Consider the following 18,504-nt stretch of genomic DNA (forward strand, 5'->3'; position numbering starts at 1 on the left):
GAGCGCAACAAGCCGCACGTTAACATCGGCACGATCGGCCACGTTGACCACGGCAAGACGTCTCTGACGGCAGCGATCACGAAGTACTTCGGCGAGTTCAAGGCGTACGACCAGATCGACGCGGCTCCGGAAGAAAAGGCTCGCGGCATCACCATTTCGACGGCACACGTCGAATACGAGACCCCGAACCGCCACTATGCCCACGTTGACTGCCCCGGCCACGCCGACTACGTCAAGAACATGATCACCGGTGCTGCCCAGATGGACGGCGCGATCCTGGTTTGCTCGGCTGCTGACGGCCCGATGCCGCAGACCCGCGAGCACATCCTGCTCGCTCGTCAGGTTGGCGTTCCGGCGATCGTCGTGTTCCTCAACAAGGTCGACCAGGTTGACGACGCCGAGCTTCTCGAACTCGTCGAGCTCGAAGTTCGCGAACTTCTGTCGTCCTACGACTTCCCGGGCGACGACATTCCGGTCATCAAGGGCTCGGCTCTTGCCGCTCTCGAAGACTCCGACAAGAAGATCGGCGAAGACGCGATCCGCGAGCTGATGGCAGCTGTTGACGCCTACATCCCGACGCCTGAGCGTCCGATCGACCAGCCGTTCCTGATGCCGATCGAAGACGTGTTCTCGATCTCGGGCCGTGGTACGGTTGTGACCGGCCGCGTCGAGCGCGGTATCGTCAAGGTTGGCGAAGAAGTCGAAATCGTCGGCATCCGCCCGACCTCGAAGACGACGGTTACCGGCGTTGAAATGTTCCGGAAGCTGCTCGACCAGGGCCAGGCTGGCGACAACATCGGTGCTCTGGTTCGCGGTGTGAACCGTGACGGCGTCGAGCGTGGTCAGATCCTGTGCAAGCCGGGCTCTGTCAAGCCGCACAAGAAGTTCAAGGCTGAAGCCTACATCCTGACGAAGGAAGAAGGCGGCCGTCATACGCCGTTCTTCACCAACTACCGTCCGCAGTTCTACTTCCGCACGACGGACGTTACTGGCATCGTCACCCTGCCGGAAGGCACGGAAATGGTTATGCCTGGCGACAACGTCACGGTTGACGTCGAACTGATCGTTCCGATCGCGATGGAAGAAAAGCTGCGCTTCGCTATCCGCGAAGGCGGCCGTACCGTCGGCGCCGGCATCGTCGCCTCGATCGTCGAGTAATCGAAAGACCGGCCGTTTCGCCTGAAGCGGCCGATTCGATGACATTATTATGAAGCAAGCGGCGCTAGCCGCTTGCTTATTACCGAGAAATGTTGCAAATGGCGCGCGAGCGCGATTTGCGCCCTGCTTCGTTCATTGGAGCGGGTGACTACAACAAGCAATAAGGTGGCCGTAAGGCCTGAAGACTGGATAGGGATGCCGCATTCCGGTGTCCCTCTCGATCTTTGAAACCGGTGGTCCGCCTTAGGAAAAAAGAACAACCCGTGTCTGCCTAACAGGCGCGTGGGAAACAAACACAAGGATAACGTCGAATGAACGGCCAAAATATCCGCATTCGCCTGAAGGCGTTCGATCACCGCATTCTCGACGCTTCGACGCGCGAGATCGTGTCGACGGCGAAGCGCACCGGCGCAAGCGTCCGGGGCCCCGTTCCGCTTCCGACTCGCATCGAGAAGTTTACGGTCAACCGGTCCCCACACATCGACAAGAAGAGCCGCGAGCAGTTCGAGATGCGCACGCATAAGCGCCTCCTCGACATCGTAGATCCGACCCCGCAGACGGTAGACGCGCTAATGAAGCTCGATCTCGCCGCCGGTGTCGATGTTGAGATCAAGCTCTGAGCCTTGCTCGAGCGGATTTGGAAGGATTGAACCGATGCGTTCAGGTGTGATTGCACAGAAGGTGGGCATGACCCGCGTCTACAACGACGCTGGTGAACATGTCCCGGTAACAGTACTGCGTCTGGATGGCTGCCAGGTTGTGGCCCAGCGCACTGTTGAGAAGAACGGCTATGCCGCAGTCCAGCTCGGTGCTGGCACGGCGAAGGTCAAGAATACGTCGAAGGCGATGCGCGGTAACTTTGCTGTTGCCAACGTCGAGCCGAAGGCCAAGCTTACGGAATTCCGCGTCACGGAAGACAATCTCCTCGAGGTTGGCACCGAGCTCAAGGCTGGTCACTTCGCAGCTGGTCAGCTCGTCGATGTGACGGGCACGACGATCGGTAAGGGCTTTGCCGGCGTCATGAAGCGCCACAATTTCAGTGGTGGCCGTGCTACGCATGGTAACTCGGTTTCGCACCGCTCGCACGGTTCGACCGGTCAGCGCCAGGATCCCGGTAAGGTATTCAAGAACAAGAAGATGGCTGGTCACATGGGCCAGACGCGCGTAACGACTCAGAACCTGGAAGTGGTTTCGACCGACGAAGATCGTGGTCTGATCCTGATCAAGGGTGCAGTACCCGGTTCCAAGGGTGCCTGGATCATCGTGCGCGATGCCGTCAAGTCGGCAGCGAAGTAAGGGAGCCGGACCAATGGAATTCAACGTCAAGACCCTCGAGGGAAAAGACGCAGGGAAGGTTTCTCTTTCTGACGCGATTTTCGGTCTCGAGCCCCGCGAAGACATTCTTGCCCGCGTCATCCGCTGGCAGCTTGCCAAGAAGCAGCAGGGCACGCACCAGGCAAAGGGCCGCGCGGACGTCTCGCGCACCGGCGCCAAGATGTACAAGCAGAAGGGTACGGGCCGCGCTCGTCACCATTCGGCTCGCGCTCCCCAGTTCCGCGGCGGTGGTAAGGCCCACGGCCCGGTCGCTCGCAGCCACGAACACGACCTTCCGAAGAAGGTTCGCGCTCTCGGTCTGCGTCACGCCCTCTCGGCCAAGCTGAAGTCCGACGATGTCATCATCATCGACAGCCTGGTTGCTGCAGAAGCAAAGACCAAGGCACTGGCATCGGCTTTCGAGACGCTCGGCCTGACCAACGCGCTCTTCATCGGCGGCGCTGAACTTGATGGCAACTTCAAGCTCGCAGCTCAGAACATCCCGAACATCGATGTTCTGCCGATCCAGGGCATCAACGTTTACGACATCGTGCGCCGCGGCAAGCTCGTGCTTTCCAAGGCTGCCGTCGAAGCTCTAGAGGAGCGTTTCAAGTGACCGACCTTCGCCACTATGATGTGATCGTCTCGCCGGCGATCACCGAAAAGTCCACGCTGGTATCGGAAAACAACCAGGTTGTTTTCAACGTCGCCAAGAAGGCGTCGAAGCCGGAAATCAAGGCTGCAGTCGAGGCGCTGTTCGGCGTCAAGGTCACGGCCGTCAACACTCTGCTCCGCAAGGGCAAGACCAAGCGTTTTAAAGGTTTTGTCGGCAAGCAGCAGGACGTGAAGAAGGCAGTTGTGACGCTGGCTGAAGGCCAGACGATCGACGTCTCCACCGGTCTCTGAGGAATAATAAAATGGCATTGAAAACATTCAATCCTACGACCCCGAGCCAGCGTCAGCTGGTCATCGTCGACCGCTCCTCGCTCTACAAGGGCAAACCGGTCAAGGCGCTGACGGAAGGTCTGACCAAGAGCGGCGGTCGTAACAACCTCGGCCGCATCACCGCCCGCTTCATCGGCGGCGGTCACAAGCGCACCTACCGTCTGGTCGACTTCAAGCGTCGCAAGTTCGACGTTGAAGGCACCGTCGATCGCATCGAATACGATCCGAACCGCACGGCTTTCATCGCGCTGGTGACCTATGCTGACGGCGAAAAGGCCTACATCCTCGCTCCGCAGCGCCTCGCTGCCGGCGACAAGGTCATCGCTTCCGAGAAGGCTGTCGACGTAAAGCCCGGCAACACGATGCCGCTGCAGTTCATCCCGGTCGGCTCCATCATCCACAACGTGGAAATGAAGCCGGGCAAGGGTGGTCAGATCGCTCGCTCCGCCGGTTCCTACGCACAGCTCGTCGGTCGCGACCAGGGCATGGCGATCCTTCGCCTGAACTCTGGCGAACAGCGCCTCGTGCACGGCACCTGCCTTGCTTCGATCGGTGCGGTTTCGAATCCGGATCACGCCAACATCAACGACGGCAAGGCCGGTCGTACTGTTTGGCGCGGCAAGCGTCCGCATAACCGCGGTGTCGTCATGAACCCTGTCGACCACCCGCACGGCGGTGGTGAAGGCCGCACCTCTGGTGGTCGTCACCCGGTTACTCCGTGGGGCAAGCCGACCAAGGGCAAGCGCACCCGGTCGAACAAGTCGACCGACAAGATGATCATGCGCTCGCGTCATCAGCGTAAGAAGTAAGAGAGGAAGTCTCCAATGGCTCGTTCAGTATGGAAAGGTCCGTTCGTTGACGGCTATCTTCTCAAGAAGGCTGAGAAGGTTCGTGAAGGCGGACGTGCAGAAGTAATCAAGATCTGGAGCCGTCGCTCCACGATCCTGCCGCAGTTCGTCGGTCTCACCTTCGGCGTCTACAACGGCAGCAAGCATGTTCCGGTCAGCGTCAATGAAGACATGGTCGGTCACAAATTCGGTGAATTCTCTCCGACCCGGACCTACTACGGTCACGGTGCGGACAAGAAGGCAAAGAGGAAGTAACAATGGGCAAGGCAAAAGCCGAACGCCGGCTGAAGGACAACGAGGCGCAAGCAGTCGCCCGCACGCTCCGCGTCAGCCCACAGAAGCTCAACCTCGTTGCTGCGGTTATCCGCGGCAAGAAGGTCGATCGTGCACTCGCTGAGCTGGAATTCTCCCGCAAGCGTATCGCAAGCGCCGTCAAGAAGACGCTCGAATCTGCGATCGCCAACGCCGAGAACAACCATGACCTCGACGTCGACTCCCTGGTCGTCGCCGAAGCCTATGTCGGCAAGTCGATCGTCATGAAGCGTTTCCACGCTCGTGGCCGCGGCCGCGCTTCTCGCATCGAGAGGCCGTTTGCGCACCTGACGATCGTTGTCCGCGAAGTGCAGGCACAAGAGGAGGCCGCATAATGGGTCAGAAAATTAATCCAATCGGTTTCCGTCTTGGCATCAACCGTACCTGGGATAGCCGCTGGTTTGCGGACAATGCCGAGTACGGTCAGCTGCTGCACGAAGACCTGAAGATGCGCAAGTTCGTGATGAGCGAACTGAAGCAGGCTGGTATCGCCAAGGTGGTCATCGAGCGTCCGCACAAGAAGTGCCGTGTCACGATCCACTCGGCTCGTCCGGGCCTGATCATCGGCAAGAAGGGCGCAGACATCGACAAGCTCCGCAAGAAGCTGTCGGACATGACGAATTCCGAGACGCACCTCAACATCGTTGAAGTTCGCAAGCCGGAAGTCGACGCTACGCTCGTCGCACAGTCGATCGCTCAGCAGCTCGAGCGTCGTGTTGCTTTCCGTCGCGCCATGAAGCGCGCCGTTCAGTCTGCAATGCGTCTTGGCGCCGAAGGCATCAAGATCACCTGCGCAGGCCGTCTCGGCGGTGCTGAAATCGCTCGTACGGAATGGTACCGCGAAGGTCGCGTTCCGCTGCACACGCTGCGCGCTGACATCGACTACGGCACAGCTGAAGCGGAAACCGCTTTCGGCATCTGCGGCATCAAGGTTTGGATCTTCAAGGGCGAAATCCTTGAGCACGATCCGATGGCCTCCGAGCGCCGCGCACTCGAGGGTGACGCTCAGGGTCCGGCAAGCCGTGATCGCGATCGTCGCCGCGACAACGCTTAATAGCGTTGGTGGCAGATAAGTTCGGAGAATAAAGAAAATGTTGCAGCCAAAGCGTACCAAGTACCGCAAGCAATTTAAGGGCCGCATCAAGGGCGTCGCCAAGGGTGGTTCTGACCTGGCCTTCGGCGAATTCGGCCTTAAGGCTCAAGAGCCGAACCGCGTCAATGCACGCGAGATCGAAGCGGCCCGCCGCGCGATCACGCGTTACATGAAGCGCGCCGGCCGTGTATGGATCCGCGTGTTCCCGGACGTTCCGGTAACCGCAAAGCCGACCGAAGTCCGTATGGGTAAGGGCAAGGGCTCTGTCGAGTATTGGGCATGCAAGGTCAAGCCAGGCCGTATGATGTTCGAAATCGACGGCGTCAGCGAAGAAATCGCTCGTGAAGCGCTTCGCCTCGGCTCTGCCAAGCTCTCGGTCAAGACGCGCTTCGTTCAGCGCATTGCAGAGTAAGGAGCAAGGCAGATGAAAGCCGAAGAAGTACGCGGCCTCACGGCCGACCAGCTCAAGGACAAGCTCGCCGACCTGAAGAAGGAGCAGTTCAACCTGCGCTTTCAGAAGGCAACCGGTCAGCTGGAAAAGTCCTCGCGCATCAACGAAGTCCGTAAGGACATCGCCCGCGTGAAAACCATTGCCCGCCAGAAGGCGGCAGAAGCAAAGGCGTAAAGGAAAACATCATGCCGAAGCGCATTCTGCAGGGCGTTGTCGTTGGCGACAAGAACGAGAAGACTGTCGTAGTTCGCGTTGAGCGTCGTTTCGCTCACCCGCTGCTCCAGAAGACCGTTCGTCGTTCCAAGAAGTACAAGGCCCACGACGAAAACAACCAGTACAAGATCGGCGATACCGTATCCATCGAGGAATGCGCGCCGATTTCCAAGGACAAGCGCTGGACGGTCGTTTCCGCCCAGGCCAAGTAAGATTTTTGCGCGAGGCCTTGCGTCTCGCGGAAATATCTGTATGAAGCAGCGTCAGAACGCTCGTTCGTCGAGCGTTCTTTTGCTTTGAGCGCACGGAAGGTCCCGATGGGAAACCACCCTGGCACGATCGATCCCGCGCTATTCAAGCTATTGCCGTGTTTTCGCCTGTCCTTGTGGCAAGCGGCCGGCTGACAATTTTCATAAGCCGGGGTAGGGGGCGAAAGCCCAACCATTCCGGTAAACCAAAAAGGCGACCTGATATGATTCAGATGCAAACAAACCTCGACGTGGCGGATAATTCCGGCGCACGTCGTGTCATGTGCATCAAGGTGCTGGGCGGCTCGAAGCGCAAGTATGCCGGGATCGGCGACATTATTGTCGTTTCGATCAAGGAAGCGATCCCGCGCGGCCGCGTGAAGAAGGGTGACGTGATGAAGGCGGTGGTTGTTCGTACCGCCAAGGAAATCCGTCGCGTTGATGGCAGCATCATCCGCTTCGACACGAATGCAGCAGTCCTCATCGACAACAAGAAAGAGCCGATCGGCACCCGTATCTTCGGACCGGTTCCGCGCGAACTTCGCGCCAAGAACCACATGAAGATCATCTCGCTGGCTCCCGAAGTACTGTAAGGAGCGCGAACGATGCAAAAGATTCGTAAGGGCGACAAGGTCGTCATGCTCGCAGGCAAGGACAAGGGCCGTACCGGCGAAGTCCTTCAGGTTCTGCCCAAGGAAGATCGCGCCGTTGTTCGTGGCGTCAACGTCGTAAAGCGCCACCAGCGCCAGACGCAGAGCCAGGAAGCCGGCATCATCAGCAAGGAAGCCTCGGTTCACCTGTCCAATGTCGCAATCGTCGACAAGGACGGCAAGCCGACCCGCGTTGGCTTCAAGGTTGTTGACGGCAAGAAGGTCCGTGTGGCCAAGCGTTCCGGTGAGGTGATCTGATGGCTGACGCAAAGTACGAGCCACGGCTCAAGAAGGAATATGTCGAGCGCATTCGTGCGGCGATGCAGGAGAAGTTCTCCTACGCCAACGAGATGATGATCCCGAAGCTCGACAAGATCGTAATCAACATGGGTGTTGGTGAGGCAACGGCTGATTCGAAGAAGCCGACTGTTGCTGCAGCCGACCTGGCCGCTATTGCCGGCCAGAAGCCGGTCATCACCCGTGCACGCAACTCCATCGCTGGCTTCAAGGTCCGCGAGCAGATGCCGATCGGCGCAAAGGTCACCCTGCGCGGCGCTCGCATGTACGAGTTCCTGGACCGTCTCGTGAACATCGCGCTTCCGCGCGTTCGCGACTTCCGCGGCCTGAACCCGAAAAGCTTTGACGGCCGTGGCAACTTCGCCATGGGCATCAAGGAGCACATTGTGTTCCCTGAGATCAACTACGACAAGGTTGATCAGATGTGGGGCATGGACATCATCGTTTGCACGACGGCAACGAAGGACGACGAAGCGCGGGCTCTCCTGACAGAGTTCAACTTCCCGTTCCGTCAGTAACCGTAACGACGAGCGTAGAAAAGGAACCGCACATGGCGAAGACAAGCGCAGTTGAAAAGAACAAGCGCCGCCGTACTACGGTCGCTAACCAGGCTGCCAAGCGCGCAGCTCTGAAGGCGATCATCATGAACCAGGCTCTTCCGATCGAAGAGCGGTTCAAGGCCTCGATCAAGCTGGCATCCCTGCCGCGCGATGGATCCAAGACCCGCATTCGCAACCGTTGCGAAGTATCGGGCCGTCCGCGCGCATACTACCGCAAACTGCGCATGTCGCGTATCGCGCTGCGTGAACTCGGCAATCTCGGCAAGGTGCCGGGCATCGTCAAGTCGAGCTGGTAAGGAGCAGGTTAGATGACAATGACTGATCCGTTGGGCGATATGCTCACTCGCATCCGTAACGGCGCTTCTCGCCGCAAGTCGTCGGTCTCGACGCCTGCTTCGAAGCTCCGTGCACGTGTTCTCGATGTTCTGCAGTCTGAAGGCTACATCCGTGGCTACTCCGTTGTCGATTTCGGCAATGGCAAGTCTGAGCTCAACATCGAACTCAAGTACTATGAAGGCGCATCGGTGATCCGTGAGATCGGCCGTGTGTCCAAGCCGGGCCGCCGGGTTTATGTCTCGGTCAAGTCCATTCCGCAGGTCGCGAACGGCCTCGGCATCACCATCCTTTCGACCCCGAAGGGCGTGATGGCCGATCACCAGGCTCGCGAACAGAACGTTGGTGGCGAGGTTCTTTGCTCGGTCTTCTAAGGCTGAGCAGGGATCTCCATAGCGAACAGACAGGATATAAAAATGTCTCGTATCGGTAAAAAGCCCGTTCAGGTGCCTGCTGGGATCACGGCTACGGTCGATGGCCAGAAGGTTACCGCTAAGGGCCCGAAGGGCGAGCTGTTCTTCGTCGCAAACGACGAAGTCGGCGTGAAGCTCGAAAATAATGCGGTCGTCGTGACGCCGCTCAGCCAGACGAAGAATGCTCGTGCAAAGTGGGGCATGTCCCGCACGATGATCGAGAACATCTTCAAGGGCGTTAAGGACGGCTTTGAGCGCAAGCTCGAAATCAACGGCGTCGGTTACCGCGCGTCGCTTCAGGGCAAGAACCTGCAGCTGGCACTCGGCTTCAGCCATGACGTTGTGTATGAGCCGCCGCAGGGCATCACGATCGCTGTGCCGAAGCCGACGGAAATCGTCGTCACCGGCATCAACAAGCAGCAGGTCGGCCAGGTTGCCGCTGAAATCCGCGAATACCGCGGTCCTGAGCCTTACAAGGGCAAGGGCGTCAAGTATGCCGAAGAGCGGATCGTCCGCAAAGAAGGCAAGAAGAAGTAAGGATCACGCGAAATGGCTAGCAGGAAAGAAGCACTTGCACGTCGTGCCAACCGCGTGCGTCGTCACCTCAAGTCGGTGGCCAACGGCCGTCCGCGCCTGTCGGTTCATCGCTCGTCGAAGAACATCTATGCTCAAGTCATTGACGATGTCGCTGGTAAGACGCTTGCGTCTGCCTCGACCCTCGACAAGGACCTGCGCGGTTCTCTGAAGACCGGTGCTGACACGGCAGCAGCTGCCCTCGTAGGCAAGCTCGTTGCTGAGCGCGCCTCGAAGGCAGGCGTCAAGGACGTCGTATTCGACCGTGGCGCCTTCATCTACCACGGCCGCATCAAGGCCCTGGCAGAAGCAGCCCGCGAAGGCGGTCTGTCCTTCTAATAGAGTTTCCGGCCGGCTGCCTTAGGGTACCGGCCGGATATCACCGGACCGCAGGCGTCCCGAAAAGGGGAGGCCGATGCGGTCCTCGTTTTGTTTGCCGATTGCACCCGGAAAAGAAAAAGGAAGAGGACAATGGCACAGGAAAGAAGGCCGCAGCGGGAAGACCGCCAGGCCCGTGAAGAGCGCGATAGCGAATTCGTCGACAAGCTGGTCGCGATTAACCGCGTTGCTAAGGTTGTTAAGGGTGGCCGCCGTTTCGGTTTCGCCGCTCTCGTCGTCGTTGGTGACCAGAAGGGCCGCGTTGGCTTCGGTCACGGCAAGGCGCGCGAAGTGCCGGAAGCAATCCGCAAGGCGACTGAAGCTGCCAAGCGCGAACTGATCTTCGTACCGCTGCGTGACGGCCGTACGCTGCATCACGACGTTCATGGCCGCCATGGCGCCGGCAAGGTTCTGCTTCGTTCGGCCAAGGTCGGTACCGGTATCATCGCCGGTGGTCCGATGCGCGCCGTTTTCGAAACGCTCGGCGTTCACGACGTTGTCGCCAAGTCGACCGGTTCCTCGAACCCATACAACATGGTTCGCGCTACCTTCGACGCTCTGAAGCACCAGGTTCACCCGAAGGACATAGCAGCTCAGCGCGGCATCAAGTATGCAACGCTCCAGGCTCGCCGTGCCGCTTCTGGCAATGCCTCTGAAGAATAAGAGGAGTCTGACAGATGGCTAAGGCTACCAAGAAGACTGAAGCGAAGACGGTGACTGTCGAACAGATCGGCAGCCCGATTCGTCGTCCGGACGTCCAGCAGCGCACGCTGATCGGCCTCGGACTCAACAAGATGCACCGTCGCCGCACGCTGGAAGATACTCCTTCCGTTCGTGGCATGATCCGTGCTGTCCAGCATCTCGTTCGCGTCGTCGACGAGAAGTAAGCCGGGAGATTCGCTATGAAACTCAATGAAATTAAAGACAACGAAGGTTCGACCCACAGCCGCAAGCGCCTCGGGCGCGGTATTGGTTCGGGCTCGGGCAAGACCGGTGGTCGGGGTGTGAAGGGTCAGAAGTCCCGTTCCGGCGTCGCTATCAACGGTTTCGAAGGCGGTCAGATGCCAATCTACCGTCGCCTGCCGAAGCGCGGCTTCAACAACATCTTCAAGGCCGACTTCGTCGTCGTGTCGCTTGAGCGTGTTCAGGCTGCGATCGACGCTGGCAAGCTCGACGCCAAGTCCACGGTTGATGCAGCGGCTCTCAAGGCTGCCGGCGTTATCCGTCGCGTCAAGGACGGCGTTCGCGTTCTCGCCGACGGCGAGCTGAAGGCAAAGGTCAAGTTCGAAGTTGCTGGCGCTTCCAAGCCGGCTGTCGAAAAGATCGAAAAGGCTGGCGGTTCCGTCACGCTTCTTTCTGCCGCAGCTGCAGAATAATTAATCTTATGATAAGTCGCCCGGGGTGCTTCACACCGGGCGATTTTGCTCCCATATGTGAGCCTCACAAAAACCGGCTGGACGCACGTGCGTCATGGACGGTAGGAACGAACACAAGGGTGAGGCATAGGTTGCGTTCGCAATCCGTCCGAAGCCCGCTTTTGAATAATTCAGAATGCTGATACCGGGTCCTGCACCTCGCTTGGCTAGAGCCCGGAATTGGTAGCGCGGAGAATCGCATGGCGTCTGCAGCGGAACAGTTGGCTTCCAACCTCAATTTCTCGACCTTCGCCAAAGCCGAGGATCTCAAGAAGCGCCTGTGGTTCACACTGGCAGCTCTCCTCGTGTACCGGCTCGGTACTCACATTCCGCTCCCTGGCCTAAATCCAGAAGCTTATGCCCAGGCATTCCGTGGCCAGGCGGGCGGCATTCTCGGCCTCTTCAACATGTTCTCGGGCGGCGCCGTGCAGCGCATGGCAATCTTTGCGCTCGGCATCATGCCTTACATTTCCGCTTCGATCATCGTGCAGCTGATGACTTCGGTCGTTCCGGCGCTCGAAAACCTGAAGAAGGAGGGCGAACAGGGCCGCAAGATCATCAACCAGTATACGCGCTACGGCACGGTACTGCTCGGTGCGCTTCAGGCTTACGGCATTTCCGTCGGTCTTGAGAGCGGCAACGGCCTTGTTGTCGATCCTGGCATCTTCTTCCGCATTTCGACGGTCGTGACCCTGCTCGGCGGCACGATGTTCCTGATGTGGCTCGGCGAGCAAATCACCTCGCGCGGCATCGGCAACGGCATCTCGCTGATCATCTTCGCGGGTATTGCCGCAGGCCTTCCGCAGGCTCTTGCCGGCACCCTCGAACTTGGCCGCACCGGCGCCCTGTCGACGACGCTGATTCTCGCCGTCATCGTCATTGCGATCGCCGTTATCGCGATCATCGTTTTCGTCGAGCGTGCGCAGCGCCGCCTGCTGATCCAGTATCCGAAGCGCCAGGTCGGCAACCGCATGTTCCAGGGCGACACGTCGCACCTGCCGCTGAAGCTCAACACCTCGGGCGTTATCCCGGCGATCTTCGCGTCCTCGCTGCTGCTGCTGCCGGCGACCGTTGCAGGCTTTGCCAACACGACCGCACTGCCGGCCTGGGCGACCTCGATCGTCGCCGCGCTCGGCCACGGTCAGCCGCTCTATATGCTGCTCTACGGCCTGCTGATCGCTTTCTTCGCCTTCTTCTATACCGCTATCGTCTTCAATCCGAAGGACACCGCCGACAATCTGAAGAAGCATGGCGGCTTCATCCCGGGTATTCGCCCGGGCGAGCGGACTGCTGAGTATATCGACTACGTGCTGACCCGCATTACGGTGATTGGCGCGATCTACCTCGTCTTCGTGTGCATTCTGCCTGAAATTCTTGTGTCGCAGACGGGCATTCCTTTGTCCTTGGGTGGCACTTCGCTCTTGATCGTGGTTAGCGTAACTCTCGATACGGTGGCGCAGATTCAGGGTCATCTGATCGCACAGCAGTACGAAGGCCTGATCAAGAAATCGAAGTTGCGCGGAGGAAAGAGGGGGCGATGAGACTCATACTGTTAGGGCCGCCGGGCGCGGGTAAGGGGACCCAGGCTCAGCGGATCGTGGAGAAGTACGGAATTCCGCAACTTTCCACGGGTGACATGCTGCGTGCTGCCGTTGCGGCTGGCACGGAGGTAGGCAAGCGTGCAAAGGCCGTCATGGATGCTGGCAAGCTTGTTTCCGATGAGATTGTCAATGCCATCGTCTCCGAGCGTCTGGATGCACCGGACTGCACCAAGGGTTTCATTCTCGACGGTTACCCGCGCACGCTGGTTCAGGCCGACGCAACGGAAGCAATTCTGAAAAGCAAGGGTCTTGAGCTCTCGGCCGTGATCGAGATCCAAGTTGACGACACGGTCCTGGCGGACCGCGTCTCGGGACGCTACACCTGCGCCAACTGCGGTGCAGGCTATCACGACACCAAGGTAAAGCCGAAGGTTGAAGGCGTTTGCGACCGCTGCGGTTCGACTCACTTCAAGCGGCGCCCCGATGACAACCGCGAAACGGTCGTCACGCGCCTGCAGGCTTACTACAAGGAAACATCTCCATTGATCGGCTACTTCTATGCCAAGGGCAAGCTGAAGTCGGTTGATGGCATGGCGGATATCGATCACGTCACCAGCGAGATCGATAAGATACTTTCGAAGCTTTAGTCTTTGAAAATAAACTTGGCGGAAGCGGTTGCTTTTCAGCACTGATTCCGCTAAACACCGCGCCAACTCGCGACATTTATGCGATCGGCGCGGATTTCCAGAGAAGTCCGGGTTCGGTCGCTTTGACATGTACGAACCCAAATCTGAACGAGCGGCCGGTTCGGCTGCATAACGAAAAGCCTCTTGCCGGATGGCAACGGGAACGCAAGGAGAATAGGCGTGGCACGTATCGCTGGCGTCAACATCCCGACTGCGAAGCGCGTCGTTATCGCGCTGACCTACATTCACGGGATCGGTCCAAAATTCGCGCAGGAAATCATGGAGAAGGTTGGCCTTCCGGCTGACAAGCGCGTCCATCAGCTGACGGACTCCGAGGTTCTGCAGATCCGTGAAACCATCGACCGTGACTATCAGGTCGAAGGCGATCTGCGTCGCGAAACCTCGATGAACATCAAGCGTCTGATGGACCTCGGCTGCTACCGTGGTCTGCGTCATCGTCGTGGCCTTCCGGTCCGCGGTCAGCGCACGCACACCAATGCCCGTACCCGCAAAGGTCCGGCAAAGGCCATCGCTGGTAAGAAGAAGTAATTTCCGGGAAACCGGAGGTAAGGGGGCTGGCGGTCTGCGCCGGCCTCTTTTGAGTTTGGGGCAGGGCCGTAAGGTCTCGTTCCGGTGTAGCCGCTGGCATTACGGCGGTGCAGAGATCCAAGAAAGGGATTTAAATGGCCAAGGAAGCCGTACGCGTTCGTCGTCGCGAACGCAAAAACATTTCGTCGGGTGTTGCCCACGTCAACTCGACCTTCAACAACACGATGATCACCATCACCGACGCACAGGGCAACGCCATTGCCTGGTCGTCGGCTGGCGCCAAGGGCTTCAAGGGCTCGCGCAAGTCGACCCCGTTCGCTGCTCAGATCGCTGCTGAGGACTGCGCCAAGAAGGCTCAGGAACATGGCATGAAGTCGCTGGAAGTCGAAGTTTGCGGTCCGGGTTCGGGTCGTGAATCCGCTCTGCGCGCGCTCCAGGCTGCTGGTTTCATGATCACGTCCATCCGCGACGTGACGCCGATCCCGCACAATGGTTGCCGCCCGCGCAAGAAGCGCCGCGTCTGATCATCGCCATTCACAACACCGGTGAGCGGATTTTCGCTCCCGGTGCTTCTCAAGCTCGGTTGCCACGATTGGATGGTGGTAACGAACGGAAGGCAAAAATATGATTCAGAAAAACTGGCAGGAATTGATCAAGCCGAACAAGGTCGAGTTCTCTTCGAGCTCGCGCACCAAGGCGACGCTCGTAGCAGAGCCGTTGGAGCGCGGTTTCGGCCTCACCCTCGGCAACGCGCTTCGCCGCGTTCTGCTGTCCTCGCTGCGCGGCGCCGCAGTGACGGCCGTGCAGATCGATGGCGTGCTGCATGAGTTCTCGTCGATCCCGGGCGTCCGCGAAGACGTCACGGACATCGTCCTCAACATCAAGGAAATCGCCATCAAGATGGATGGCGATGACGCAAAGCGCATGGTCGTGCGTAAGCAGGGCCCGGGCGTTGTAACGGCTGGTGACATCCAGACGGTCGGCGATATCGAAATCCTCAACCCCGAGCATGTCATCTGCACGCTCGACGAGGGCGCCGAAATCCGCATGGAATTCACCGTCAACAACGGCAAGGGCTACGTTCCGGCCGACCGCAATCGTGCGGAAGATGCTCCGATCGGTCTCATCCCGGTCGACAGCCTTTATTCGCCGGTCAAGAAGGTATCCTACAAGGTTGAAAACACCCGCGAAGGACAGGTTCTCGACTACGACAAGCTGAACATGACGATCGAAACCGATGGTTCGATTTCCGGCGAAGATGCCGTCGCTTTCGCGGCTCGCATCCTCCAGGATCAGCTTGGCGTGTTCGTCAACTTCGACGAGCCGCAGAAGGAAGCCGAAGAAGAAGCAGTCACCGAACTCGCTTTCAACCCGGCGCTCCTCAAGAAGGTGGACGAACTCGAACTGTCCGTTCGCTCGGCAAACTGCCTGAAGAACGACAACATCGTCTACATCGGCGACCTCATTCAGAAGACCGAAGCAGAAATGCTCCGCACGCCGAATTTTGGTCGCAAGTCGCTGAACGAAATCAAGGAAGTTCTCGCTTCCATGGGCCTGCACCTCGGCATGGAAGTGCCGGCATGGCCGCCTGAGAACATCGAAGATCTCGCCAAGCGCTACGAAGACCAATACTAACCATCAAACGGCGGGCGAGATGCCTGCATGTGAAGGAGAATAGCAATGCGCCACGGTAAATCCGGCCGCAAGCTGAACAGAACCGCTAGCCACCGCAAGGCAATGTTTGCCAACATGGCGGCTTCGCTCATCACCCATGAGCAGATCGTGACGACCCTGCCGAAGGCAAAGGAAATCCGTCCGATCGTTGAAAAGCTCGTCACCCTCGGCAAGCGCGGCGACCTGCATGCTCGTCGTCAGGCGATCTCGCAGATCCGCGACGCCGCTGTTGTTTCGAAGCTCTTCGACACGATCGCTTCGCGCTACGCAACCCGCAACGGCGGCTACCTGCGTATCATGAAGGCTGGCTTCCGCCAGGGCGACAACGCCGCTCTCGCAGTCATCGAATTCGTTGACCGCGACACCTACGCTAAGGGCGCAGCCGACAAGGCTCGCGTTGAAGCCGAAGCTGCTGCAGCTGAAGCCGCTTAATCCTTTCCGGTGTGCCGGAAGCAAAACAGCCGGGCTGCAAAGCCCGGCTGTTTTCGTTTGTAACCCTTGCTGGGCACGGGAAACAGCGGTCGTGGACGGGTCGTCGTATTCCCACCAAGACAAGGCATATTCAGGAGCGGATCGCTGCCCTTGGATGCAGCCGCAGGCCAATGCTGTATCGTGCTGCCGCTTGGCATGTTGAGCAGTTTTGAGATCGGAGCTAGCTTGGCGTTCCCGCCAACGTCTCAAGGAGTGGGCGCTTGATAGACCATATAACCGTTGCTGTGAGTGACTTGGCAAAGAGCAAGCTCTTCTATGAGAAGGCGCTTGCACCGCTAGGATACAAACTTTCCTTCGGAAAGGAGAGCGTGTTCTGGGCCTTCGATATCGGCAATGGGTGCCTTTTCGAGATCCAGCAGGTCGACGGCCAGCCACCTTTGACGAGTGTGCACGTCGCCTTTCGCACTCGAAGCAGGGCCGAGGTTGATGCGTTTTATCACGCCGCGCTAGATGCTGGCGCAAAGGACAATGGCGCTCCCGGCCCACGCCCACAATATGCACCAGGCTATTACGCCTCCTTCGTTCTCGATCCCGATGGCTACAACATCGAAGCCATGATCAATCAGCCAGCGAAGGAAGGGTGACCGGGCGCGAGCCGATAGCCGAAGGAGCGTGTGCAAATCATGAGGCGGTCGCTGCAGCCCGTGTGCGCTGGCGGCCCTGGCCGCGTTTCCTGCTCCGCGCGATCGGCCGCCATGAGCGGTAAAGGATCAGCAGGATGATCACCGTGACATAGACGTATTGCTCGAGGTCGATGACCTTCGTCGATAGCGCAAAGTGTACGGCGCCGGCAGCGGCGATGACGTAGACGAGGCGATGCAGCCGGACCCAGTTCGGCCCCAAGCGGCGGATCGACAGGTTGTTCGATGTCACTGCTAGCGGAACCAGCATGACGAACCCGGCCATACCGAACATGATAAAGGGCCGCTTCAGCACGTCGTTGAGCACAGCTGAGAGATCAAGTGCCTGGTCCAGCACCATGTAAACAGTCAAATGCATCGCCACGTAATAGAAACAGAGGAGCCCAAGCGCGCGGCGATAGCGCAGATAGTTCCAGCCGAACAGATCGCGGGCAGGGCTGACGGCGAGCGTCAGGATAAGGAAGCGGATCGCCCAGAGGCCGAGGAACAGTTCGAAGGTCTTTACCGGATCGGCGCCAAGCTGATCGGTCGCGCCGAGATAAAAGGTCCATGCGGCGGGCAACAGGCCGATGGCATAGAGCGCCCAGACAGAGGCCGATTGCCACCGCTTCGCAAGGCTGAGCGAAAATCCCGGCATCAGAAGTTCTTCCGAAGATCCATGCCGCTATAGAGGCTGGCGACCTCGTCGGCATAGCCGTTGAACGGCAGGGTCGGGTGGCGGCTTGCGCCGAAAAAGCCGCTTTCGCCGATGCGCCGTTCCGTCGCCTGGCTCCAGCGTGGGTGATCGACCTCCGGATTGACGTTGGCAAAGAAGCCATACTCCTGGGGATTGGTCACCTGCCAGGTGTTCTTCGGCTCCTTGTCCGTCAGGGTGATCCGCACGATCGACTTGATGCCCTTGAAGCCATACTTCCATGGCACGACCAGCCGGATCGGCGCGCCGTTCTGGTTCGGCAAGGTCTGACCATAAAGACCGACGGCGAGCAGGGCGAGTGGGTGACGCGCTTCGTCGAGCCGCAGGCCTTCGACATAGGGCCAGTCGAGCGATTGGAAGATGCCTTTCTGTCCCGGCATCTCTTCTGGCCGCACGACCGTTTCGAAGGCGACGTACTTTGCACTTCCGAGCGGCTCGACCTTGTTGAGCAGGGAAGCAAGCGGAAAGCCGTCCCAAGGAATGACCATCGACCACGCCTCGACACAACGCATGCGGTAGGTGCGGCTCTCGATCGGGAATTCCTTGATCAGCGCTTCGACATCGAACGTGCCGGGCTTGTTGACCATGCCGTCGACCTTGATCGTCCAAGGCAGCGGTTTAAAGTCGCCGGAGAGCGCAGCGGGATCGCCCTTATCCAGACCGAATTCGTAGAAATTGTTGTAGGTCGTGACGTCCTTCAGGGGGGTCGCCTTCTCATCGACCGTATATTTGCTTTCGACGACCGACAGTGCCGCTGCACTGGCCTTGCCGGCTCCGTACAGCGCCATGGCGCCCAGCGTCGCAGCGCCGAGGAATTCGCGGCGGCGCAGATAGAGCTGTTTCGGCGTAATCTCCGAGGATGCGATCTTTGGGGGGCGATAGGCTGGCACCGGAAACCTCCTGAGCATGTAAGCTCGGTATAAACCTTCAACGCATTAAACACATCTTTAAATCATTGTTTATGCCCACAGGCACGGCTGCGAAAAGCCAACTTTTTGTGTTCGCTGTTTGATGCAATAGCCTGTA

At 58.9% G+C, this 18,504-nt stretch carries 31 protein-coding genes; 29 read left to right on the forward strand and 2 right to left on the reverse strand.

Annotated elements, in window-relative coordinates; translation table 11 throughout:
* The 29 genes from tuf to AS026_RS10680 all read left to right on the forward strand — a co-directional run.
* A partial coding sequence (gene tuf, locus AS026_RS10540; RefSeq protein WP_025659905.1) for an elongation factor Tu occupies window positions 1-1,158 on the forward strand: 1,158 nt, incomplete at its 5' end.
* Between the two features lie 311 nt (window positions 1,159-1,469).
* Window positions 1,470-1,778 carry a 30S ribosomal protein S10 gene (gene rpsJ / locus AS026_RS10545; protein ID WP_003547547.1) on the forward strand — a complete coding sequence of 103 codons (309 nt, stop codon included), beginning with the start codon at window positions 1,470-1,472 and terminating at the stop codon, window positions 1,776-1,778.
* Between the two features lie 34 nt (window positions 1,779-1,812).
* Window positions 1,813-2,454, forward strand: coding sequence for a 50S ribosomal protein L3 (rplC, locus tag AS026_RS10550; protein WP_025659906.1), 642 nt, complete (start codon window positions 1,813-1,815; stop codon window positions 2,452-2,454).
* Between the two features lie 13 nt (window positions 2,455-2,467).
* Window positions 2,468-3,088: a 50S ribosomal protein L4 gene (gene rplD / locus AS026_RS10555; RefSeq protein ID WP_007531661.1), complete on the forward strand. Its 621-nt coding sequence runs from the start codon at window positions 2,468-2,470 to the stop codon at window positions 3,086-3,088.
* A complete protein-coding gene (locus AS026_RS10560; RefSeq protein ID WP_016553551.1) occupies window positions 3,085-3,378 on the forward strand; it encodes a 50S ribosomal protein L23 in 294 nt (97 codons plus the stop codon). The genes rplD and AS026_RS10560 overlap by 4 nt, the downstream gene beginning before the upstream one ends.
* A gap of 11 nt (window positions 3,379-3,389) precedes the next feature.
* A complete protein-coding gene (rplB, locus tag AS026_RS10565; RefSeq protein WP_018857111.1) occupies window positions 3,390-4,226 on the forward strand; it encodes a 50S ribosomal protein L2 in 837 nt (278 codons plus the stop codon).
* A gap of 15 nt (window positions 4,227-4,241) precedes the next feature.
* A complete protein-coding gene (gene rpsS / locus AS026_RS10570) occupies window positions 4,242-4,520 on the forward strand; it encodes a 30S ribosomal protein S19 (protein ID WP_007531666.1) in 279 nt (92 codons plus the stop codon).
* 2 nt (window positions 4,521-4,522) lie between these two features.
* On the forward strand, window positions 4,523-4,912 hold the full coding sequence (gene rplV, locus AS026_RS10575) for a 50S ribosomal protein L22 (protein WP_025659907.1): 390 nt from the start codon (window positions 4,523-4,525) through the stop codon (window positions 4,910-4,912).
* Window positions 4,912-5,631 carry a 30S ribosomal protein S3 gene (gene rpsC, locus AS026_RS10580; RefSeq protein ID WP_018857109.1) on the forward strand — a complete coding sequence of 240 codons (720 nt, stop codon included), beginning with the start codon at window positions 4,912-4,914 and terminating at the stop codon, window positions 5,629-5,631. Before rplV ends, rpsC begins: the two co-directional genes overlap by 1 nt.
* A 37-nt stretch (window positions 5,632-5,668) precedes the next feature.
* The gene (rplP, locus tag AS026_RS10585; RefSeq protein WP_003573792.1) at window positions 5,669-6,082 is read left to right on the forward strand and encodes a 50S ribosomal protein L16; all 414 of its coding nucleotides are present in this window, start codon (window positions 5,669-5,671) and stop codon (window positions 6,080-6,082) included.
* Between the two features lie 12 nt (window positions 6,083-6,094).
* Entirely contained in the window at window positions 6,095-6,295 is a 201-nt protein-coding gene (gene rpmC / locus AS026_RS10590) for a 50S ribosomal protein L29 (RefSeq protein WP_007531673.1), read from the forward strand.
* Window positions 6,296-6,306: 11 nt separating this feature from the next.
* Window positions 6,307-6,546: a 30S ribosomal protein S17 gene (rpsQ, locus tag AS026_RS10595; protein ID WP_007787739.1), complete on the forward strand. Its 240-nt coding sequence runs from the start codon at window positions 6,307-6,309 to the stop codon at window positions 6,544-6,546.
* 260 nt (window positions 6,547-6,806) lie between these two features.
* Complete coding sequence (gene rplN, locus AS026_RS10600) at window positions 6,807-7,175, forward strand: 50S ribosomal protein L14 (RefSeq protein ID WP_018857108.1); 369 nt, start codon at window positions 6,807-6,809, stop codon at window positions 7,173-7,175.
* Between the two features lie 12 nt (window positions 7,176-7,187).
* On the forward strand, window positions 7,188-7,490 hold the full coding sequence (rplX, locus tag AS026_RS10605; protein WP_007531676.1) for a 50S ribosomal protein L24: 303 nt from the start codon (window positions 7,188-7,190) through the stop codon (window positions 7,488-7,490).
* Complete coding sequence (gene rplE, locus AS026_RS10610; protein ID WP_016553557.1) at window positions 7,490-8,047, forward strand: 50S ribosomal protein L5; 558 nt, start codon at window positions 7,490-7,492, stop codon at window positions 8,045-8,047. The genes rplX and rplE overlap by 1 nt, the downstream gene beginning before the upstream one ends.
* A 32-nt stretch (window positions 8,048-8,079) precedes the next feature.
* Window positions 8,080-8,385 (forward strand): 30S ribosomal protein S14, encoded by a 306-nt coding sequence (rpsN, locus tag AS026_RS10615; RefSeq protein ID WP_003573787.1) that lies wholly within the window; start codon window positions 8,080-8,082, stop codon window positions 8,383-8,385.
* 12 nt (window positions 8,386-8,397) lie between these two features.
* On the forward strand, window positions 8,398-8,796 hold the full coding sequence (gene rpsH / locus AS026_RS10620; RefSeq protein WP_004674934.1) for a 30S ribosomal protein S8: 399 nt from the start codon (window positions 8,398-8,400) through the stop codon (window positions 8,794-8,796).
* A gap of 42 nt (window positions 8,797-8,838) precedes the next feature.
* On the forward strand, window positions 8,839-9,372 hold the full coding sequence (gene rplF / locus AS026_RS10625; protein ID WP_025659909.1) for a 50S ribosomal protein L6: 534 nt from the start codon (window positions 8,839-8,841) through the stop codon (window positions 9,370-9,372).
* Window positions 9,373-9,384: 12 nt separating this feature from the next.
* Window positions 9,385-9,747 (forward strand): 50S ribosomal protein L18, encoded by a 363-nt coding sequence (rplR, locus tag AS026_RS10630; RefSeq protein ID WP_018857106.1) that lies wholly within the window; start codon window positions 9,385-9,387, stop codon window positions 9,745-9,747.
* Window positions 9,748-9,879: 132 nt separating this feature from the next.
* Entirely contained in the window at window positions 9,880-10,449 is a 570-nt protein-coding gene (gene rpsE, locus AS026_RS10635; RefSeq protein ID WP_007531680.1) for a 30S ribosomal protein S5, read from the forward strand.
* Window positions 10,450-10,463: 14 nt separating this feature from the next.
* On the forward strand, window positions 10,464-10,673 hold the full coding sequence (gene rpmD / locus AS026_RS10640) for a 50S ribosomal protein L30 (RefSeq protein ID WP_007531681.1): 210 nt from the start codon (window positions 10,464-10,466) through the stop codon (window positions 10,671-10,673).
* A gap of 15 nt (window positions 10,674-10,688) precedes the next feature.
* The gene (gene rplO / locus AS026_RS10645; RefSeq protein WP_016553563.1) at window positions 10,689-11,162 is read left to right on the forward strand and encodes a 50S ribosomal protein L15; all 474 of its coding nucleotides are present in this window, start codon (window positions 10,689-10,691) and stop codon (window positions 11,160-11,162) included.
* A gap of 239 nt (window positions 11,163-11,401) precedes the next feature.
* Complete coding sequence (gene secY / locus AS026_RS10650; protein ID WP_018857104.1) at window positions 11,402-12,742, forward strand: preprotein translocase subunit SecY; 1,341 nt, start codon at window positions 11,402-11,404, stop codon at window positions 12,740-12,742.
* Window positions 12,739-13,389, forward strand: a complete 651-nt coding sequence (locus AS026_RS10655) for an adenylate kinase (protein ID WP_062369619.1) — start codon at window positions 12,739-12,741, stop codon at window positions 13,387-13,389. The genes secY and AS026_RS10655 overlap by 4 nt, the downstream gene beginning before the upstream one ends.
* 219 nt (window positions 13,390-13,608) lie before the next feature.
* Window positions 13,609-13,977 carry a 30S ribosomal protein S13 gene (gene rpsM / locus AS026_RS10660; RefSeq protein WP_007531685.1) on the forward strand — a complete coding sequence of 123 codons (369 nt, stop codon included), beginning with the start codon at window positions 13,609-13,611 and terminating at the stop codon, window positions 13,975-13,977.
* A gap of 134 nt (window positions 13,978-14,111) precedes the next feature.
* Entirely contained in the window at window positions 14,112-14,501 is a 390-nt protein-coding gene (rpsK, locus tag AS026_RS10665; RefSeq protein WP_003547577.1) for a 30S ribosomal protein S11, read from the forward strand.
* 100 nt (window positions 14,502-14,601) lie between these two features.
* A complete protein-coding gene (locus AS026_RS10670) occupies window positions 14,602-15,612 on the forward strand; it encodes a DNA-directed RNA polymerase subunit alpha (RefSeq protein WP_007531694.1) in 1,011 nt (336 codons plus the stop codon).
* A 45-nt stretch (window positions 15,613-15,657) separates the two neighbouring features.
* A complete protein-coding gene (gene rplQ, locus AS026_RS10675; protein ID WP_018857102.1) occupies window positions 15,658-16,083 on the forward strand; it encodes a 50S ribosomal protein L17 in 426 nt (141 codons plus the stop codon).
* 260 nt (window positions 16,084-16,343) lie between these two features.
* Window positions 16,344-16,727 carry a VOC family protein gene (locus AS026_RS10680; protein ID WP_062369620.1) on the forward strand — a complete coding sequence of 128 codons (384 nt, stop codon included), beginning with the start codon at window positions 16,344-16,346 and terminating at the stop codon, window positions 16,725-16,727.
* A gap of 37 nt (window positions 16,728-16,764) precedes the next feature.
* Here AS026_RS10680 and msrQ read toward each other — a convergent pair whose 3' ends face one another.
* Window positions 16,765-17,421 carry a protein-methionine-sulfoxide reductase heme-binding subunit MsrQ gene (msrQ, locus tag AS026_RS10685; protein ID WP_062369621.1) on the reverse strand — a complete coding sequence of 219 codons (657 nt, stop codon included), beginning with the start codon at window positions 17,419-17,421 and terminating at the stop codon, window positions 16,765-16,767.
* Window positions 17,421-18,368, reverse strand: coding sequence for a protein-methionine-sulfoxide reductase catalytic subunit MsrP (msrP, locus tag AS026_RS10690; protein WP_062369622.1), 948 nt, complete (start codon window positions 18,366-18,368; stop codon window positions 17,421-17,423). The genes msrQ and msrP overlap by 1 nt, the downstream gene beginning before the upstream one ends.
* Window positions 18,369-18,504: the final 136 nt, after the last annotated feature.

Origin of the sequence: Rhizobium altiplani, assembly GCF_001542405.1 — a bacterium.
GTDB classification, from domain to species: Bacteria; Pseudomonadota; Alphaproteobacteria; order Rhizobiales; family Rhizobiaceae; genus Rhizobium; species Rhizobium altiplani.

Bases quoted from the DNA above. Each gene is read 5' to 3' on its own strand.
- rpsJ (WP_003547547.1), top strand. From the start codon at position 1,470: ATGAACGGCCAAAATATCCGCATTCGCCTGAAGGCGTTCGATCACCGC.
- rplC (WP_025659906.1), top strand. From the start codon at position 1,813: ATGCGTTCAGGTGTGATTGCACAGAAGGTGGGCATGACCCGCGTCTAC.
- rplD (WP_007531661.1), top strand. From the start codon at position 2,468: ATGGAATTCAACGTCAAGACCCTCGAGGGAAAAGACGCAGGGAAGGTT.
- rplB (WP_018857111.1), top strand. From the start codon at position 3,390: ATGGCATTGAAAACATTCAATCCTACGACCCCGAGCCAGCGTCAGCTG.
- rpsS (WP_007531666.1), top strand. From the start codon at position 4,242: ATGGCTCGTTCAGTATGGAAAGGTCCGTTCGTTGACGGCTATCTTCTC.
- rplV (WP_025659907.1), top strand. From the start codon at position 4,523: ATGGGCAAGGCAAAAGCCGAACGCCGGCTGAAGGACAACGAGGCGCAA.
- rpsC (WP_018857109.1), top strand. From the start codon at position 4,912: ATGGGTCAGAAAATTAATCCAATCGGTTTCCGTCTTGGCATCAACCGT.
- rplP (WP_003573792.1), top strand. From the start codon at position 5,669: ATGTTGCAGCCAAAGCGTACCAAGTACCGCAAGCAATTTAAGGGCCGC.
- rpmC (WP_007531673.1), top strand. From the start codon at position 6,095: ATGAAAGCCGAAGAAGTACGCGGCCTCACGGCCGACCAGCTCAAGGAC.
- rpsQ (WP_007787739.1), top strand. From the start codon at position 6,307: ATGCCGAAGCGCATTCTGCAGGGCGTTGTCGTTGGCGACAAGAACGAG.
- rplN (WP_018857108.1), top strand. From the start codon at position 6,807: ATGATTCAGATGCAAACAAACCTCGACGTGGCGGATAATTCCGGCGCA.
- rplX (WP_007531676.1), top strand. From the start codon at position 7,188: ATGCAAAAGATTCGTAAGGGCGACAAGGTCGTCATGCTCGCAGGCAAG.
- rplE (WP_016553557.1), top strand. From the start codon at position 7,490: ATGGCTGACGCAAAGTACGAGCCACGGCTCAAGAAGGAATATGTCGAG.
- rpsN (WP_003573787.1), top strand. From the start codon at position 8,080: ATGGCGAAGACAAGCGCAGTTGAAAAGAACAAGCGCCGCCGTACTACG.
- rpsH (WP_004674934.1), top strand. From the start codon at position 8,398: ATGACAATGACTGATCCGTTGGGCGATATGCTCACTCGCATCCGTAAC.
- rplF (WP_025659909.1), top strand. From the start codon at position 8,839: ATGTCTCGTATCGGTAAAAAGCCCGTTCAGGTGCCTGCTGGGATCACG.
- rplR (WP_018857106.1), top strand. From the start codon at position 9,385: ATGGCTAGCAGGAAAGAAGCACTTGCACGTCGTGCCAACCGCGTGCGT.
- rpsE (WP_007531680.1), top strand. From the start codon at position 9,880: ATGGCACAGGAAAGAAGGCCGCAGCGGGAAGACCGCCAGGCCCGTGAA.
- rpmD (WP_007531681.1), top strand. From the start codon at position 10,464: ATGGCTAAGGCTACCAAGAAGACTGAAGCGAAGACGGTGACTGTCGAA.
- rplO (WP_016553563.1), top strand. From the start codon at position 10,689: ATGAAACTCAATGAAATTAAAGACAACGAAGGTTCGACCCACAGCCGC.
- secY (WP_018857104.1), top strand. From the start codon at position 11,402: ATGGCGTCTGCAGCGGAACAGTTGGCTTCCAACCTCAATTTCTCGACC.
- AS026_RS10655 (WP_062369619.1), top strand. From the start codon at position 12,739: ATGAGACTCATACTGTTAGGGCCGCCGGGCGCGGGTAAGGGGACCCAG.
- rpsK (WP_003547577.1), top strand. From the start codon at position 14,112: ATGGCCAAGGAAGCCGTACGCGTTCGTCGTCGCGAACGCAAAAACATT.
- AS026_RS10670 (WP_007531694.1), top strand. From the start codon at position 14,602: ATGATTCAGAAAAACTGGCAGGAATTGATCAAGCCGAACAAGGTCGAG.
- rplQ (WP_018857102.1), top strand. From the start codon at position 15,658: ATGCGCCACGGTAAATCCGGCCGCAAGCTGAACAGAACCGCTAGCCAC.
- msrQ (WP_062369621.1), bottom strand. From the start codon at position 17,421: ATGCCGGGATTTTCGCTCAGCCTTGCGAAGCGGTGGCAATCGGCCTCT.